The following is a 16347-nucleotide window of genomic DNA, read 5'->3' as shown; positions in this document are numbered from 1 at the left end:
AACCGAGATTACGAAAAGAAGAGGAGAAACCAATGAAAAAAGCGAGCAGCAGACATCCGTTTCCGATCTATTTGACGGCAGGAGAATACGTAAAGGCCATTGGAACCCAGGATGGATGGTTTCCGGACTTCGGGCATCATGTTGCGGGCGAAATGGGCGGCGTTTGGCTGCATCCCATCAAGCTGCTTGACGGCTTTTGGCTTCGTCTGAAGGATCGGAAGCGCGATATCTCGGTATGGGCCAAAGCCGACGAATTTATCAATTACGCATGGGGCGGCGAATTCCGTTACGACCACGGACTGGGCCATATCCCCGTCTCCATGAAGCGGACCCAGTTCGCCCCGGAGCTGGAAAAAGGGATGGTCGTGCGTTACGAGCTCCATAATTATTCGGCTGAGCAGGTGGAGCTGGAGCTTGAGCTGCTTTGCCGGACCGATTTGCGGCCCGTATGGTTTTCGGAGGACATCGGCATCCGGGACGGCGAAGAGGACCGGTTCGAGGAAGTGTCCGATTGGGCCGGGATCGCAAAGGACAGCGGAAACGACTGGTACGTCAAATTCGGGGCCGATATGCCCGGGATCACCGGACAGCAGCTTCGCACAGGCGCCGGTCTGATCGGGCCGGAATGGACGGCTGGGAAAGGCACGGGGCTTTCGATCTTGGCCGAAAAAATCCTTGCTCCCGGAGAGACGTACGTCTTTCATGCATATATTGCAGGCTCTTATGCCTCCAAAGAAGAATGCGAGACGACTTACCGCAGCCTGCGGGACTTTGACGGGCTGCTTGACGCGAAAAAGAAAACCTATGAGCGGATCGAAGCCGCTTCGCATTTCGGGGTGGAGGGCGAAGAGCGGCTGAACGATATTTTTGCCTGGATCAAATGGAACACAAGGTGGCTTGTGCAGCGCGTGGATTTTATCGGCCGCGGCTTAACCGCCGGTTCGCCGCATTACCCGTGGTGGTTCGGCTGCGATAATTCGTATTCGATTCAAGGGTTGATGGCGACCGGGGAGTTCGAGCTGGCCAAAGATACGGTCGAACTTTTGCGCCGGTTTTCCCAGGACGCCAACGGCAACGGCCGGATCGTGCACGAAATCACGACGATGGGCGCGGTGGCCAATCCGGGCAATACGCAGGAAACCGCTCATTTTATCGCGATGATTTGGGATATGTTTTGCTGGAACGGGGATCTCGAATTTTTGCGGGAAAATTACGTGACCTGCGTCCAAGGTTTGGATTGGCTGCTTCGGGAAATGGATCCGGACCGGGATTTATTTCCGTCAGGTTACGGCATCATTGAAATTTCCGGCCTGAACATGGAATTGATCGACTCGGCCGTTTATACGGCGGAAGCCGCCCGGGCCTTGTCCCAAATGAGCAGGGTGATGGGAGATGACGCCAAAGCGGATCACTATGGGGAACTGGCCGATCGAATGAGGAAAGCGATCAACGACAAATATTGGTCCGAGCGGGAGGGGCTTTTTACGGATGCGGTTGCGCCAAAAAAAGATATCGTCCCGAAAGTGGATCATTTGGTCCAAAACGCCGCGAAACACGGGATATCCGGTTACCGGGAATATTTGGACGGCCTCCTTGCCGCATGCGGCGACGAGGAAGAGGACCGGGGCTGGCTTTTGAACAAAAACTGGGTGATCGTCACCCCGATGGAAACGGGGATCGCCGACAGGGAGAAGGGGATTCGCGCACTCGAGCGGATGCGCTCCGGCGAGTTTGTCGGGGACTACGGAACTTATTTGTCGGGCCTATACCAAAGCGAAACGATGACCATTTCCACGGGCGTGCATGCGACGGCGGAGGCGGTGTACGGCAACGCGGACGCGGCGCTTGATCTGCTGCAGCGGATGATGCGGACCTTTTCGATGGCGCTGCCCGGCTCGATGAGCGAAATGTCCCCGGATTACGGCTGCGCCGTGCAGGCCTGGACGCTGTATGCGATGGCGGTGCCGATCATCCGGCATTTCGTCGGAATCAAACCGCTGGCCCACTTGCGGACGATCCATATCGCACCGTTGATCCCGTCCGCCTGGGAAGGCAAAGCGGTCACGCTGGAACGGCTGAGAATCGGCGACACGGCCGTGGACGTTCGGCTGCTTGCCAAAGAGGGGGCGCTCCATGCCGAAATCGCCAATCCGTCCGGTTACAAAGTCGTGCTCGAATGGAACGGGCTCACCCATATATCCGAAGAAACGCAAATAACGATGACGTTATAAAGCCTATAAAGCATCAGGTTAGGCAGTCGGGAGGCATACGATGAAACTGCAAGCCGTATTATTTGATCTGGACGGTGTCGTGACCGATACCGCCAAATACCATTTCATCGCCTGGAGAAACATGGCCAAGCGGATCGGCATTACGATCGACAGCGATTTTAACGAGTCCCTCAAGGGCATCGAACGCATGCAATCGCTTGAAAGAATACTGGTCCACGGGGGCCGGGAGCAAGCCTATTCGCAGGAAGAAAAGGAACGTCTTGCCCGGGAAAAAAACGACGAATACGTATCGCTGCTTGCGGGCTTGACCCCCGAGGATACGTATCCGGGCATTCAAGAGCTGCTGCATGAACTCCGGGAACGGCGCATCCCTGCGGTGATCGCCTCCGCCAGCAAAAACGCGCCGCTTATTTTGGAAGCGCTCCGCCTGAACGAATATTTTCATGCCATCGTGGACCCCGGCGGTATTCCGGGCAAGCCGGCGCCGGATATTTTCCTTCAGGCCGCCAAGCTGGCCGGGGCCGATCCCGCCGGCTGCGTCGGTATCGAGGATTCGCAGGCGGGCATCGAGGCGATCAAAGCGGCCGGCATGTATGCCGTCGGCATCGGCCAGGCCGGCATCCTCGGACCCTCCGGGGCCGATTTGATATGTTCCTCGACGAAGGAGCTTACGCTTCAGCATCTTCTGGTTTCGGCGGGAATGGAAACGTAGGGAACGGCCAAAAAAGTTCGCGGCATCATTGCCGCGGACTTTTTTGGTTCATTTGCCCTGGGCAGCCGGTTTGGAACGGCGGTCACTCCGGAACCCCGGCCTGAACCCAAGCCTTTTCGCGGTATTCCATCGGGGAGATGCCTTCCTGCTCGCGAAAAACCCGGTTAAACTGCTTGACGCTTTCGAAGCCGACCTGCTCCGCGATTTCGTACACTTTGCCGCGGGTATGCTCCAGCAGCTCTTTCGCTTTTTCGATGCGGACCTTTTTGACGTAATTTACGAAACTCATCCCGGTAAACTGCTTGAACGTTTCGCTAAAATAAGAGTAATTCAACGAAACATGGTTCGAGACGGTCGCCATGTTGAGCGGTTTGGCATAATTTTCGCAGATGTAGTCGACGGCCGCCTTCATTTCGGCATGCCCGACATGGGCCTCCTTGACGTCCTTCACGTAATCGTCCAACCGCAGCAGCAGCGCTTCCGCGTCGTGGATGTAGCTGAAAACCGCTTGGCTGTCATAAAGGTAACCGATTTTTTTATAGATTTTCAAAATTTCGACCGACGCTTCCCCGTAATCGGCAAACACCCGGTCGATGACCTGCTCGTTCAACATCCGGCTGAGACGTTCCAGGTAGGAGATGTCGAGGCGCCTGATTTCGCGGAGATCCATGATCTCGTGCCATTGCTCCTTGATGTCCTGTTTCCTTCCGGTTCCGAGCAGGTTGGCGAGCCTGCGGAACGCGTCTTCCGGGTACGTTTGCGGCATCGGGAGATGCCAAACGTCCGAATAATAAAAGATCCCGCCGCCCGGCTGCGCCTGCAGCATCCGGTACTTCAGCGCCTGCTTGGCCTGGACATAGCCGCGTTTGAACTGTCCGGCGCCCGCCGCTTTCAGGCTGACGCCAATATGAACGTGAAGCCCTCTGTCCATCGCATGCCGGGCAAAATCGGCCACGGCCGCCTCGTCTTCCGCAATGACGACCACGTTCCGGTCCTTGTCCTCGAAGCAGATCGACCGGCGTTCCTTCCAATACGGCTCGGCCAGCTTCGCCAAAGCGCCGTTTCGCGGACCCTCTTCGCGTACGACGGCGACGACGAAAGGCGAAGAGGAGGGAGAGAGGCCGGCTTTGGCGAAGCGTCGCTCGATTTCATGCTCCGGCAGGTCCGGATGCAGCAAAATGTAATTGAGCTGGTCCGCCGCCTGCTCTGCGCGGTATTTGCCAAGCTCCGAGAGCTCGCGCGCAACCTCCTGTTCCTTCCCCAGATCCGTCAGCATCCGGTTCAAAGCCTGGTGCAGATCCTCGCGCACGATCGGCTTGAGCAAATATTCCCGGACCTTATGCGTGATCGCTTCTTTGGCATATTGAAAATCGTCATAGCCGCTTAAGATGATCACCGCCGGGGGAGAGGGGAGCTTGTTCAGCTCCCGGATGAGCTCCAGGCCGTCCATGCCCGGCATGCGGATGTCGGTCACGACGATGTCCGCTTTTTCGGACCGGTGCAGCTCCAACGCCTCCGCTCCCCCCGCAGCCAATCCGATGCTGAATAGGGAGGGATATTCCCTTTCGATCATGGCTTTCAGCCCGATTCGTATATTTCGTTCGTCGTCAACGATCAATAGTCTGTACATATGCGGATTCGCCTCCGATCAGGTTAAAGTAGGGCAGCTTGATCATCACCCGGGTGTACCGCCGTTCCTCGCTTTCGACCCAAAGGCCGCATTCCTGCCCGTAAAACAACTGCAGCCGTTGATGGACGTTGCGAAGTCCGATGCCGTTTCCGCCGCCTCCGCCGGACATTCCGGAGGATTCCGCCCCGGGTCCGCTCCGGCCGCCGCCGTCGGCAGCGCGGATGGTTTCGTTCAGCCGGCGCGTTTGTTCCGGGGACATCCCGGCGCCGTTATCCTCAATCACGATCATCTGCGTCCCTTGGTGCGCATAGGTGCTGAGCGTGATGGTTAAATCGCCCGTCTGCGCTGCGCTTCCATTCAGGCCATGCTTGACGGCGTTTTCGATGATCGGCTGCAGCGACATTTTCAGCACTTCCAGGTCGAGCTCCCGCTCCGTCAGCTCGGCCCGCAGCAAGATCCGCTGGTCAAACCGCAGGTTCATCAGCGCGACGTAATGGCGGGCATGGTTCAGTTCCTCTCGCAGCCGCACGTATTCGCCGCTCCATCTCAGATTGTAGCGCATCATGCTGCCAAGCGAGGTCAGCGCGTCAGAAATCGGCCGCTGGTTTTCGACCTCGGCGAGCATCTTGATGTTTTCAAGCGTGTTGTACAGGAAGTGGGAGTCGATCTGGTTTTTCAAGGTTTTCAGCTCGGCCTCCTTCGTTGCGGCCTGCTTGTTGACCGCATCGGCGATCAGCTCGTTGATTTTGCCCATCATTTTCCGGAAATGAAAGGTCAGCTCGCCGACTTCGCTGCCGCCGCCGACCGGAAGCTGGACGTTGAAGTCCCCTTGGCGGATTTTTTTCATGGAGAGCGTCAGCTGCCGCAATTTTTTCAAAATTAACGAATTGAGAAAAAAGGTCGAAACGGACAGGATGGCGATCAACACGACGTTCACCAGCAAAATCGTATTCCGGGTTTTATTCAGCTCCGAAAGCGCCGCTTGCAGCGACGTCATATGCACGACGTACGCGTCGATGCCGTCGATGTAAGCATACACGGCGAGATAAGGTTTGCCGGACAGGCTTATGTTGACATGCCGGAAGGCGCCGGCATTTTCCGTCGGGTAGAGCTTTTCCGCAAGCTTCGCCTCGGCGAGCTCGGAATCGGTGAGCAGGGAGCGGGACTGATCGTAATACAGCCGCCCGTCCGAAGCTATGACGATCATTTGCGATTGATCGCCGTTGCGGCTTGCGTAAGCGCTTGGGAAAAAACGGCTCAGCAGCATATCGACCTGAATGATGCCGACATGCGTGCCCTTCGGATATTCGATTTCGCGCACCAGCGACATTTTTTGCCGGAATTCCTTCTCATCGCGGATATGGTTTTGCATCAGTTCTTTGTCGCGTTCGGATATTTCCCAAAGGGCCGCTCCGTTCAGCCGGTTCACCGCTTCGTACCACGGCTCGCTCGTGACCCGGGTTTCTTTCAGGAAAACCGGCCATATTTCGCTGATCAACCGGTTGTTTGAAAAGATGCGGATATGCTCCAGATCCTGATTGTTGAATTGAAGCCGCAGGAGGCTGTTCATCGTGTTGCTGCTGAATTCGATCAGCTCGGACGGGTCCGGTTCGGAGGAGCGGTCGAGATAATTCATCACTTCCCGGTCCGACAAAGCGATTTGCACGGTCCGTTCCATCGTTTCCATATTGTTTTTGATGTTCGTTTTTTCGATTTCGATGGAGCTTTCGCTTTTGCGGATGGCGTCTTTCGTGTAGCTTTCGTTCAGCTGCCGGAAAATAATAAGCGAAAACACGATGCCGGGTATAAGAATGATGACGATATAGGAAAGAAACAACCGCTGCTGCAGAGAGTACTGCTCCAGCCTTTGAATTAGCACGCGGGTCAAAGATCGTAAGCGTCTGGGCACTCGAATCACATCCGGAAATTTATTGATTGGCAAGAAAGACGAAAATCCAAAAAGCCCGCGCAAAAATGGGGCTTTTTGGATATGCATTCGCATGTGAAATTATTTCAAAAACTCTTGAAGCTTTTTCACGTTGTCTTCGAATTTGGTTTGCTTGAAAGCTTCGACTTTGGCAAAGCCGGCTTTGTCGCGTTTTTCCAAAAATTCGTTCCAAAGCTTGTCGAATTCCTCGTCCGATTTGCTCAAAAGAAGCTTCGGCAGCGTTTTGCCCCAGGTTTGGGCGATTTTGTTGCTCGCGATGCCTTCCTCGGAGTTGCCGGTCGGGTTGATGTTGTCGTATTGGGAGAAGCTTTTCGTTTTGCCTTTGGTCCAGTCCTCCATTTGCTTGAACGGTTCGACGCTAGGCGGCTGCCATTGCAAAATCATGTTCGTATCCTGCATCATCCAGAACGTAAGGGAGGCGCCGTATTTTTTGTCGAAGGCGGAACGGTCTTTGTTCAGCAGCTCCAGCGCTTCGGGCTTGAATTGGTCTTTGCCGTCAATCGTATCATAGGTGACGCCTTTTTCGCCGAGGTACAGATCCTTCTGGCCTTCTTCGCTGATCAGATATTCCAGGAAGCGGATCGCTCTAGCCTTGTCTTTGACGTTTTTCGAAATGAGCGTGACCGTCCATCCCGAAATGCCGGGACCTGACAGCGTCGGCGGATCCATCTTGGAATTGGCCGGGCCGTCCACCGCGATGTAGACGGAATTCGGATCTTTGGCGTACAGCGCGTTTTCCTGCGCCGTCAGGTCGCTGCGCTGATAGAGCATGGCAAAATAGCGGCCTTGGGCGATTTTTTCTTCCATTTGCGGGCGTTTGTCGATAAAGATGTCTTTGGCGAGCAGTCCTTGCTCGTTGGCCTGCCGCAGCGTCTTCAGCCAGCGGACATATTCCGGATCGGTTTGGCGGTCATACAGCTTTCCGTCTTTTTCGTACGGGATGGCGAGGAAGTTTTGCAAATACCCCTCAAGGCTGCTGTTGCCCACGTCGTTAAATTCGGTCAAGCCGAGCGGGATCATCGGCTGGCCGTCGACCTCCGGGAATTTCTCCTTCGCCATCTTGAGCGCGTTCAGGAAACCTTCCGGCGTGCGCATATCCGGTTTGCCCAAAGCTTCGTACATATCCTTCCGGACGAGGAACGTCTGGTTGGATACGTATTCCCGCGAATATTTTTCAAAATCCTTCGGCGAGGAAGACGAGTTCGGATAAACGTACGTGTTTCCGTCCTCCTGCTGGTACCAAGCCATTTTCGCCGGGTCGGCGACCTTTATGAAATAAGGATCGTATTCTTCGGCCAGTTTGTTGAGCGGAAGCACCAGATCGCCTTCGATCATCGTTTTCACGGCGTCCTCCCACCAACCGAGCGTGATGAAATCGGGCAGGCTGCCGGAGGCGATCATCGTGTTCAGCTTCTCATTTTCGTTGCCGGCGGGAACGATGAAGTTGACGCTGACGCCGGTTTTTTTCGTGACGTATTGGGAGGTCGGGTCGACGCCCCATTTGTTGGCGAACCACGAGAAGTTCAAATACCAGTCGAAGGTGATCGGGGACGTGTCGGCTTTCCAGCCGGGTTCGTCCGCCGATACCGTCTTCGCTTCAGGCGCCGGTTCGTTTTTGTTCTCGGGTTCCGCCGCCTTGGTGTCCCCGCCTGACGAGCCGCCGCATGCGGCAAGCGAAAGCATCAGCGTAAAGGCCAGGAGCAGCAGGCTGCTTTTGCGTAAAACATGTTTTCTCATACGTCTTTACCCCACTTTTTATATTTTCGTGAAACTGTGTTACCGCTTGGGAAAAAACTCCGGCGCTGCTTACCCCTTGATGGAGCCGATCATGAGGCCTTTTACGAAATACCTTTGCAGGAACGGGTAGGCAAGCACGATCGGCGCGGTCGTCACGACCATGGTCGCCAGCTTGATGGACTGGGAGGTGACGTTTTTGGATATGCCTCCGGGCATGGCCGCGGCCATCTGGTTGGAGCTGGACTGGGCGACGATCCGGTACAAATAGGTTTGGATCGGCTGCAGGTCCATGTTGTTGATATAAATCATGCCGGTGAAGTAGTCGTTCCATTGGTACACCCCGTGAAACAGGGCGATCGTCGCAATGACGGGCATCGATACCGGGATGATGACGCGCACGAAAATGGACAGGTCGTTCGCTCCGTCGATTTTCGCCGCTTCCTCCAGACCGTCCGGTATTTCGCGGAAAAAGGTCATAAAAATGATCAGGTCGAAAAAGCTGAACATAGCCGGAATGATGTACACCAAAAAGTTGTCGAGCAAATGAAGATCGCGGATCAGCAAATAATAGGGAATCAGGCCGCTGTTGAAAAACAGGGTGACCGTGCCGAGCAAAATGTACAGCTTCTGCCCGACAAGCTCCCGCCGGGAGAAGGCGTAGGCGACCATCGCCGTAAAAAACACGTGCACCGCCGTGCCGATCAGCGTTTTGGCCACCGTGACCCCCATCGCCGTCATGATGCCGCTGCTGCGGAAAACGGCCTCGTAGCTTTCCAGGCTGAAAATCCGCGGCCACCAGTATATACCTCCGCGCATGGCGTCTTGTCCTTCGTTAAAGGAATTGACGAGCACGTACCAGATCGGGTACAGCGTCACGAAGCAGACGGCAAGCATGATCAGCACGTTGACGGCGTCAAAGGCCGCATCCCCGGCAGTTGTTCGATTCCGTTTGAACATGGGGCATCAACCACCTTTTCGTTAAAATAGGGATGTACCGTTGATTCTCTTGGAAGCCGAATTGGCGATGAGAAGCAGTACCAAAGCAATCAAAGATTTGATCAGACCGACCGCCGTCGAATAAGAGAAACGGTTGTTGACGAGGCCCGTCTGGTACACGTACACGTCGATGACGCTGCTGGCGCTTTCGTTCAGCGAATTGCGCAGCACAAGAATCTGATCGAAATTCGAGTTCAAAATGCCGCTGACCGCCAAAATGAGCAGGATGGTGATCGTGCTGCGGATGCCGGGCAGCGTCACATGCCACATCCGCTTAAACCGGCCGGCGCCGTCGATGGTTGCGGCCTCGTGGAGATCGGGCGAAACGCCGGCGATGGCGGCGAGATAAATGATGGCCGACCATCCGAGCTCCTTCCAAATGTCCGAGGCGACGACGATGCCCCAAAAATATTTCGGTTCGGCCAAGTAGCTGATCGGCTCGTCGATGACGTGCAGCGCCATCAGAATATGGTTGATGATGCCGACGTCAGCGAGCCAGGTGGCCAAAATGCCGCCGAGGATTACCCAGGACAGGAAATGGGGCAGGTACGAGATCGTCTGCACCGCCTTTTTCATCCGGATCGAACGCAGCTCGTTCAGGAACAGCGCGAACAAAATCGGCAGCGGAAAACCGATGATCAGCTTGATCATACTGATGCCGATCGTGTTCCAGATGACGCGCGGCAAATCCTCGTCTTCGAAAAACGCTTTGAAATGCTCGAGTCCGACCCAAGGCGCTTCCGAAATGGGACGCGTGATGACATACTGCTTGAACGCGATAATGATGCCGTACATCGGTATGTAATTGAAAATGATCATCCAGGCGACGCCGAGGAGCGCCATGACCTGCAAATATTTCTGGCTGAGCAGCTTTTTGAGAAGCAAATTCCGCTTTCCCGCCGCAGCGGGAGCTTCGGGCTGCGCCATGTTTGCGCCTAGCTTGGCACGCATGAGTTTCGACCTCCTGTAAGTGCTTTCATTGTTGCATCTTCTATTGTAGAAGGGGGTGGAGGAAAGTAACAGGTCCAAAATTTCGTTTTTAGGGTTGCGTTTTTCGGGTCTTGCGACAAAATTCGGCCCGATCCGTCCTTGTTGAAGGAACGTATGTTTGTTACGATCTAGGAAAAGACATCCGGCGCGGGCCGCCGAAGGAGTGTAAACGGTCATGTTTCAATACATAGACGAGAGATATGAAAACAAGGATTTTAGCCAGGCCGATTTAAGAAACGGGGAGCTGAAGGGCTGCGTTTTCACGCGCTGCCTCTTCCGCGGCACGGAAATGAACGAAATATGGACCGCAGGCTGCCAGTTTATCGAATGCGATTTTGGAGGCGCCGCGTTTAACGCTTCCTTGCACACGCGGTCGGCGTTTACGAATTGCCGGTTTGCCGGCGCGAACCTGTTTGTCTCGAAATGGGAGGACTGCAAAATGACGGGCAGCGATTTCGGGGGAGCCTATCTGGACGGCATCACGATTCAGGGCGGGGAGTGGTCTTATACGAACCTGCGGCAGGCGAACCTGTCGAAGCAGGTGCTCAAAGGCATTCGCCTGATCGAAGCGGATCTCAGCGAATGCAATCTGCAAAAGGCGGACTTGCGGGAAGCCGATCTTTCCGGCGCGAAGCTGTTCAAAGCGGCTTTGAAAGGAGCGGATTTGCGGGGAGCGAAAATGGACCGGATCGATTACAGGTCGTTTGACCTGACAGGGGTGCGGCTCGATTTGGAGCAAGCGGTTAACGTGGCCCGATCTTACGGGGCTAAGGTGGAATAAACCAAGCAGCCCAACATCGTGGGTCAATGGCTTCGAAGCGGATTCAGGTCTTTGCGGGGAACCCGGAAATTATAAATTTATATTGTTAAGAAAAACGTCTATCGACGTACCTCGACGTACCTCCTAAGAAGACAGACCGCGTTTATAAGGTAGTTTTTCCTGCAATATCAGGAAGGCAGTGGCTCTGTAGTTTATACTTTCTAATATTAGCAAAAAGGGGATTTTCCGAGCGGAAAATCCTCTTTTTGTTGATTGCTTGCACCAGACCATGACTTTTTCACGGTATTTACATTGGGTTTGCCATCTTCCCTTTTTATCAACGGAGCCTATTTTGCAAAATAGATGAGTTCTTTTATTTCAATGATGTCAGGGGCCGCGCCTGATTCACACGTTGCCGACAAATTTATCTATAATTCTGCAAAACCTGGATACAATATACATATCGCTGAGCGCCATGTCCGGACCGGCCCGTCAGGCAGGCGCCATATGAGGAGGCGGTTCATTGATGAACAGTGAAGAATGGGTCACCCACCTGACGGAGCTGCGGAAACGCCTGATCTGGGTCATGCTCTTTTTTATCGTAACGCTGGCGGCGGGTTTGTACATGTCTCCCAAAGTGCTGCTGTACATGAAAACCCGGCCAGCCGCCGCCGATATCGTGTGGAACGTGTTTTCCCTGACGGACGGCATGTTCATCTACATGAAATGCGGCTTTCTGGTGGCTGTATTTTTCACCGTTCCGCTTGCGCTGTACCATATTTGGGCGTTCGTGCGACCCGGCTTGACCAATGAGGAGGCCAAAAAAACGTTTTGGTTCGTTCCGCTGGCATTCCTTCTGTTCATGATCGGGATTGCGTTCAGCTTTTACGTCGCGTTTCCGATGATGGTCTCCTTCCTCTCCAAAATGAACCAAACGGTTGGTGCGGTCGAAACGTACGGGATGGATCGTTATTTTTCCCTCCTGTTCAGCGTCGTGTTTCCGCTTGCGCTTGCCTTCGAAATGCCGGCCGTCGTTCTGTTTCTGACCCGGCTCGGCATTTTGGGGCCGACGCAGCTGAAAAAAGTGCGGAAATACGTCTATCTGGCCCTGGCCATCGTCGGGTCGATGATTTCGCCGCCGGATTTCGTTTCGCATCTGTCCGTGACCATTCCGCTCATTTTGCTGTTCGAACTCAGCATTCTCGTTTCCGGATGGTATTTGCGCCGGAAGGAGACGGGGCAACCGATTCTTGATCCGAAAGGAGGCGCCAACCATGTTTAACAATATCGGGCTGCCGGGGCTTCTGATCATCCTGATGATCGCCCTGGTCGTATTCGGACCGTCCAAGCTTCCCCAGCTCGGCCGGGCCGTGGGGGATACGCTGCGGGAATTCCGCTCCTCCACCAAAGGTGTCGTCGAAGACATTACGAACGAACCTGCCGCCGAGCCGGAAAAACTGGCCGAAAAAAACTAGCATCTTTACGAAAAACACCTCCTTATAACGCTTTTGGCGCCAAAGGAGGTGTTTTCGTTCCCATTCATGCAAGCTTTATTTGTTTTGCTCCAAATGCGCGCTTTTTTTGATGACGGCCATGTCCTTGCTCATTTTGGAGACCGGCGTGCCTGCGCGCATCGCGGTTTTGACCCGTTTGATCGCCTGGATGGCTTTTGGATCGTGAACGGTGTAGACCTTTACTTTTTTTCCGTATACGCCCAACGTTTCGGCGCGGATCAGCTGCAGATTGGTTTTCGTGTTGTCGCGCTGTCCGATGGTGTAGCCGTACCCGCCTTTTTGGCTCATATACCCTCTGCCGGACGAGCCTTCGTTCGGGCTGAGCACTTTATGCGGCTGCGGTTCGGAGTTTTTGATGTGGGTGTGATGCTCCGGATCGCCGATGTAGACCGAATCCCCGAGGGTCAGCACGCTGATGCCGGTAATGCCGGCGGATTCCAGCCGGTCTTCGAGCGTTTTGGATTCCGGCGTGTTGTGCAGGCTGGAGGTGCCGATGCGGCTGTAGACGCCGGAGCCCATTCCGCTGTAGGTCGTCCCGTTTTCGTTGGTCGTGCGGACTTTTTCCCCGTTGAATTTCGGAATGACTTTAATGCTGTTCAGATGCGGATGTCCGTCGGTGCTTGCGTCTTCCCGAAGTCCGTCGTTCGTCAACCGATGGACGCCGTGGGGGTGGTTGGCGTTCGATTGAATCCGGACCGGCTTCGTCTGCGCTTTTTGCTTGGGCGTGCCGGTGCAGCCGCTGAGGGCGATGGCGGCACAGATCGCGGGGACGGCGATTTTGACGATGGATCCTTTCATTGTTAATCCCTCCCTGGATATGTTGAACATACGATTATGATTATCTTTCCGGGGATGTATTATTTGTGGGATATTTCGACAAAATAACAAAAAACTGATGTTACCCCAAATCATTGGAGTGCATCGACACCAGTTGGAGGTTGACATTTATGGCTAACGAAACCGAAGAGAAAGAGTTGAAAGACCATAGAGAACCGGACCAATCGCGCCGGAATTTCTTGAAAAATTCGGGCTATGCCGTCGGCGGCCTGATCGTCGGCGGAGTCGTCGGCAGTTTGCTGCGGACGCCGAAAAAAGCGACCACGAACAATAACGTGAACAACGGCACCGCCAACAACCAGGCTCCGGCGACGGAAACCGTCAATTTCAACCAGGCGCTCATGTACTTCACCCAGGAACAGTTTTTAATTACGGAAGCCGCCACGGAACGCCTTTTCCCTGCGGACGATAACGGACCCGGAGCCAAGGAGCTTGGCGTTGCTTACTACATCGATCACCAGCTTGCCGGCGAATGGGGCAACAACGGCAGGGAATACATGCAAGGTCCCTTCTACAAAGGGGAAACGACGCAAGGTTACCAGGGCCGCTTGAAACGCCGCGAAATTTTCGATATCGCCCTTCAGGAGATGCAAAACTACAGCAATAAAAAATACCAGAAAAAGTTCAAGGATCTTGCCCCGGAGGAGCAGGATGCCGTGCTTAAGGCATTCGAAACGGACGAGGTCAAGCTGACGACCATTTCGGCCAGCGGCTTTTTCAAAACGCTTTTCAACGCAACGATGGAAGGCGTCTATGCGGATCCGCTGTACGGCGGAAACACCAACATGAACGGCTGGAAGCTGAAAAATTATCCCGGCAACCAAATGTCTTACACCAAAATCATCGAGCAGGACCAATTCGCTAAAATACCGCCGGTCAGCTTGAAAGAGCATCTGCCACATTCCTAAAACTACAACCAGAGGTGATTTAATCATGGCTACGAAACTGCCAAAAACGGATGTCGTCATCGTCGGCGTCGGCTGGGGAGGCGGCATCATCGCTTCGGAGCTGACCAAGCAGGGCTTGTCCGTCGTCGGCCTTGAACGCGGCAAAGAAAGAAAAACCGAAGATTATTTCATGGTGCACGACGAATTGCGCTACGCGCTGCGGTACGAGATGTTTCAGGATTTGTCCCGGGAGACGATCACGTTCCGCGGCAACGAAAAAATCCGGGCGCTGCCGATGCGTTCCTACGGTTCCTTCTTGCTCGGCGACGGGCTGGGAGGTTCGGGCGTGCACTGGAACGGACAAACCTTCCGTTTCCTTCCGTACGACTTCGAAATCCGGTCCAAAACGATCGAACGTTACGGGAAAAATAAAATCCCTGACGGGATGACGATCCAGGATTGGGGTATTACATACGATGAGCTGGAGCCGTACTTCCTCAAATTCGAAAAAACCGCCGGCATTTCCGGGGAGGAAAACCCGCTTGGAGGCAAACGTTCCGAAAAATATCCGACGGGGCCGATGAAAACGACGCCGGGGATGAAATTGTTCGCCGACTCCTGCAAAGGGCTGAACTACCATCCGTACCATATGCCTTCCGCGAACCTGTCGGACCAATACACGAACCCGGACGGCATTGCGCGCGCGGCCTGCCAATATTGCGGATATTGCGAGCGTTTCGGCTGCGAATACGGGGCGAAAGCCGATCCGGTCGTCACGGTCATTCCCGTTGCGAAAAACACGGGCAAATTCGAGCTGCGCACGCATTCCAACGTCAGACGGGTGCTGCACAAAGGCGGCAAAGCGACGGGCGTGCTTTACATCGATACCACCACCGGCGAAGAATACGAACAACCGGCTGACATCGTCGTGCTGACAAGTTATGTCTTCAACAACTCCCGCCTGCTGCTGTTGTCGAACATCGGCAAACCTTACGATCCGAAAACGGGAACGGGTGTGATCGGCAGAAACTACGCCTACCAGGTGCTTAAAGGCGCCGCCGTCGGCTTTTACGAAGACAAGGAATTCAACCTGTTTGCCGGAGCGGGGTCGCTTGGCATGTGCATCGACGATTTCAACGGCGACAACTTCGACCATAAAGACCTCAATTTCATTCACGGAGCCAACATTTCCTACAGCCAAACCGGGGCGCGGCCGATCCAGAACAATACGGTTCCGCCGGGAACGCCGACCTGGGGCAAGGACTACAAAGCGGCTTCCATTAAATACGCGAACCGCCATTTGAATGTCGGCGCTCAAGGCTCTTGCATGCCGTTCCGCCATCATTACCTGGACCTCGACCCGACGTACAAGGACGAATTCGGCGATCCGCTTATGCGGATTACGTTCGACTTCGAGGACCAGGACAGGGAGCTGGTCAAATTCATGGGGGCCAAATGCGGCGAAATCCTGAAACAGATGGGCGCAAACAACGTCGTGGCCAATACGAAGCTGGCGCCGTACGAAATTACGACGTACCAATCGACGCACAACACCGGCGGGGTCATCATGGGAAGCAGCCCCGACACCTCCGCGGTCAACAATTACCTGCAAATGTGGGACGTCGATAATCTGTTTGTCATCGGGGCATCCGCATTCCCGCACAACAGCGGCTACAACCCTACAGGCACCGTGGGTGCGCTGGCGTACCGGGCGGCTGAAGGGATTCTCAAATACCGCAAAAAACCCGGAAGCCTCGTGTAACACCGGCAGAGGGAGCCGTCCCGAGCGATCGTTTCGATCCGGGGCGGCTTTTTTGTCGGCGGAAAAGTCCCCATTTTTGCCGGAAAAACCGCGTTGATGCCGCTGTCCAAGAAGCTTGAAAAAGCTCTCAGCCTTCCGAAATGTTTTGCGGAAAACCGGCTGAAAATGATACAATGTTTTCATATGAGGATTTTGCAAAAATCCAAGGAGCGGCTTTCAATCAGCAATATATAGAGCGAAACGGTTTCATTCGTCTATATATTGTACCCGGGAGTGGCCGGAATCGAACGTTTTGCAAAATCCTGGTATTCGATTTGCAAAGTTACACAAAAAGTTGAGAAGA

General features: G+C 54.4%; 13 protein-coding genes. 7 read left to right on the top strand and 6 right to left on the bottom strand.

Going from position 1 to position 16347, the window contains the following annotated elements; translation table 11 throughout:
• Positions 1-32: 32 nt before the first annotated feature.
• Positions 33-2231 carry an MGH1-like glycoside hydrolase domain-containing protein gene (locus RJP21_RS06005; protein WP_310858490.1) on the top strand — a complete coding sequence of 733 codons (2199 nt, stop codon included), beginning with the start codon at positions 33-35 and terminating at the stop codon, positions 2229-2231.
• 40 nt (positions 2232-2271) lie between these two features.
• On the top strand, positions 2272-2943 hold the full coding sequence (gene pgmB / locus RJP21_RS06000; RefSeq protein ID WP_310858489.1) for a beta-phosphoglucomutase: 672 nt from the start codon (positions 2272-2274) through the stop codon (positions 2941-2943).
• A gap of 82 nt (positions 2944-3025) precedes the next feature.
• Here the strand turns inward: pgmB and RJP21_RS05995 are convergent, their stop codons facing one another.
• The 5 genes from RJP21_RS05995 to RJP21_RS05975 form a co-directional block, all read right to left on the bottom strand.
• Positions 3026-4573, bottom strand: coding sequence for a response regulator (locus RJP21_RS05995; RefSeq protein WP_310858488.1), 1548 nt, complete (start codon positions 4571-4573; stop codon positions 3026-3028).
• Positions 4551-6482 (bottom strand): cache domain-containing sensor histidine kinase, encoded by a 1932-nt coding sequence (locus RJP21_RS05990; protein WP_310858487.1) that lies wholly within the window; start codon positions 6480-6482, stop codon positions 4551-4553. The genes RJP21_RS05995 and RJP21_RS05990 overlap by 23 nt, the downstream gene beginning before the upstream one ends.
• A 99-nt stretch (positions 6483-6581) precedes the next feature.
• Entirely contained in the window at positions 6582-8258 is a 1677-nt protein-coding gene (locus RJP21_RS05985; RefSeq protein WP_310858486.1) for a type 2 periplasmic-binding domain-containing protein, read from the bottom strand.
• Positions 8259-8327: 69 nt separating this feature from the next.
• Entirely contained in the window at positions 8328-9215 is an 888-nt protein-coding gene (locus tag RJP21_RS05980) for a carbohydrate ABC transporter permease (RefSeq protein ID WP_310858485.1), read from the bottom strand.
• Positions 9216-9236: 21 nt separating this feature from the next.
• Entirely contained in the window at positions 9237-10181 is a 945-nt protein-coding gene (locus tag RJP21_RS05975) for an ABC transporter permease (RefSeq protein WP_310858618.1), read from the bottom strand.
• Between the two features lie 238 nt (positions 10182-10419).
• On the opposite strand from RJP21_RS05975, the gene RJP21_RS05970 reads away from it, so the two are divergent.
• The 3 genes from RJP21_RS05970 to RJP21_RS05960 all read left to right on the top strand — a co-directional run bounded on the left by RJP21_RS05970 (position 10420) and on the right by RJP21_RS05960 (position 12479).
• Positions 10420-11025, top strand: a complete 606-nt coding sequence (locus RJP21_RS05970; protein WP_310858484.1) for a pentapeptide repeat-containing protein — start codon at positions 10420-10422, stop codon at positions 11023-11025.
• Positions 11026-11530: 505 nt separating this feature from the next.
• On the top strand, positions 11531-12286 hold the full coding sequence (gene tatC, locus RJP21_RS05965; RefSeq protein ID WP_160043431.1) for a twin-arginine translocase subunit TatC: 756 nt from the start codon (positions 11531-11533) through the stop codon (positions 12284-12286).
• Complete coding sequence (locus tag RJP21_RS05960) at positions 12279-12479, top strand: twin-arginine translocase TatA/TatE family subunit (protein ID WP_160043430.1); 201 nt, start codon at positions 12279-12281, stop codon at positions 12477-12479. The genes tatC and RJP21_RS05960 overlap by 8 nt, the downstream gene beginning before the upstream one ends.
• Before the next feature lie 75 nt (positions 12480-12554).
• On the opposite strand, the gene RJP21_RS05955 is transcribed toward RJP21_RS05960, so the two are convergent.
• The gene (locus tag RJP21_RS05955; RefSeq protein WP_310858483.1) at positions 12555-13316 is read right to left on the bottom strand and encodes a hypothetical protein; all 762 of its coding nucleotides are present in this window, start codon (positions 13314-13316) and stop codon (positions 12555-12557) included.
• 149 nt (positions 13317-13465) lie between these two features.
• Here RJP21_RS05955 and RJP21_RS05950 point away from each other — a divergent pair, with 149 nt between their 5' ends.
• Together RJP21_RS05950 and RJP21_RS05945 are read left to right on the top strand one after the other, a co-directional pair.
• Positions 13466-14263 carry a gluconate 2-dehydrogenase subunit 3 family protein gene (locus RJP21_RS05950; protein ID WP_160043428.1) on the top strand — a complete coding sequence of 266 codons (798 nt, stop codon included), beginning with the start codon at positions 13466-13468 and terminating at the stop codon, positions 14261-14263.
• A 25-nt stretch (positions 14264-14288) separates the two neighbouring features.
• Positions 14289-16004 carry a GMC family oxidoreductase gene (locus RJP21_RS05945; RefSeq protein ID WP_160043427.1) on the top strand — a complete coding sequence of 572 codons (1716 nt, stop codon included), beginning with the start codon at positions 14289-14291 and terminating at the stop codon, positions 16002-16004.
• Positions 16005-16347 lie beyond the last annotated feature (343 nt).

Origin of the sequence: Paenibacillus sp. VCA1 (genome assembly GCF_031583795.1) — a bacterium.
Classification (GTDB): domain Bacteria; phylum Bacillota; class Bacilli; order Paenibacillales; family Paenibacillaceae; genus Paenibacillus_AQ; species Paenibacillus_AQ albilobatus.
The sequence above is the reverse complement of the archived record's forward strand: the minus strand, read 5'-3'. Positions and strand labels throughout refer to the sequence as shown.

Bases quoted from the DNA above. Each gene is read 5' to 3' on its own strand.
- RJP21_RS06005 (WP_310858490.1), top strand. From the start codon at position 33: ATGAAAAAAGCGAGCAGCAGACATCCGTTTCCGATCTATTTGACGGCA.
- pgmB (WP_310858489.1), top strand. From the start codon at position 2,272: ATGAAACTGCAAGCCGTATTATTTGATCTGGACGGTGTCGTGACCGAT.
- RJP21_RS05995 (WP_310858488.1), bottom strand. From the start codon at position 4,573: ATGTACAGACTATTGATCGTTGACGACGAACGAAATATACGAATCGGG.
- RJP21_RS05985 (WP_310858486.1), bottom strand. From the start codon at position 8,258: ATGAGAAAACATGTTTTACGCAAAAGCAGCCTGCTGCTCCTGGCCTTT.
- RJP21_RS05980 (WP_310858485.1), bottom strand. From the start codon at position 9,215: ATGTTCAAACGGAATCGAACAACTGCCGGGGATGCGGCCTTTGACGCC.
- RJP21_RS05975 (WP_310858618.1), bottom strand. From the start codon at position 10,181: ATGGCGCAGCCCGAAGCTCCCGCTGCGGCGGGAAAGCGGAATTTGCTT.
- RJP21_RS05970 (WP_310858484.1), top strand. From the start codon at position 10,420: ATGTTTCAATACATAGACGAGAGATATGAAAACAAGGATTTTAGCCAG.
- tatC (WP_160043431.1), top strand. From the start codon at position 11,531: ATGAACAGTGAAGAATGGGTCACCCACCTGACGGAGCTGCGGAAACGC.
- RJP21_RS05960 (WP_160043430.1), top strand. From the start codon at position 12,279: ATGTTTAACAATATCGGGCTGCCGGGGCTTCTGATCATCCTGATGATC.
- RJP21_RS05955 (WP_310858483.1), bottom strand. From the start codon at position 13,316: ATGAAAGGATCCATCGTCAAAATCGCCGTCCCCGCGATCTGTGCCGCC.
- RJP21_RS05950 (WP_160043428.1), top strand. From the start codon at position 13,466: ATGGCTAACGAAACCGAAGAGAAAGAGTTGAAAGACCATAGAGAACCG.
- RJP21_RS05945 (WP_160043427.1), top strand. From the start codon at position 14,289: ATGGCTACGAAACTGCCAAAAACGGATGTCGTCATCGTCGGCGTCGGC.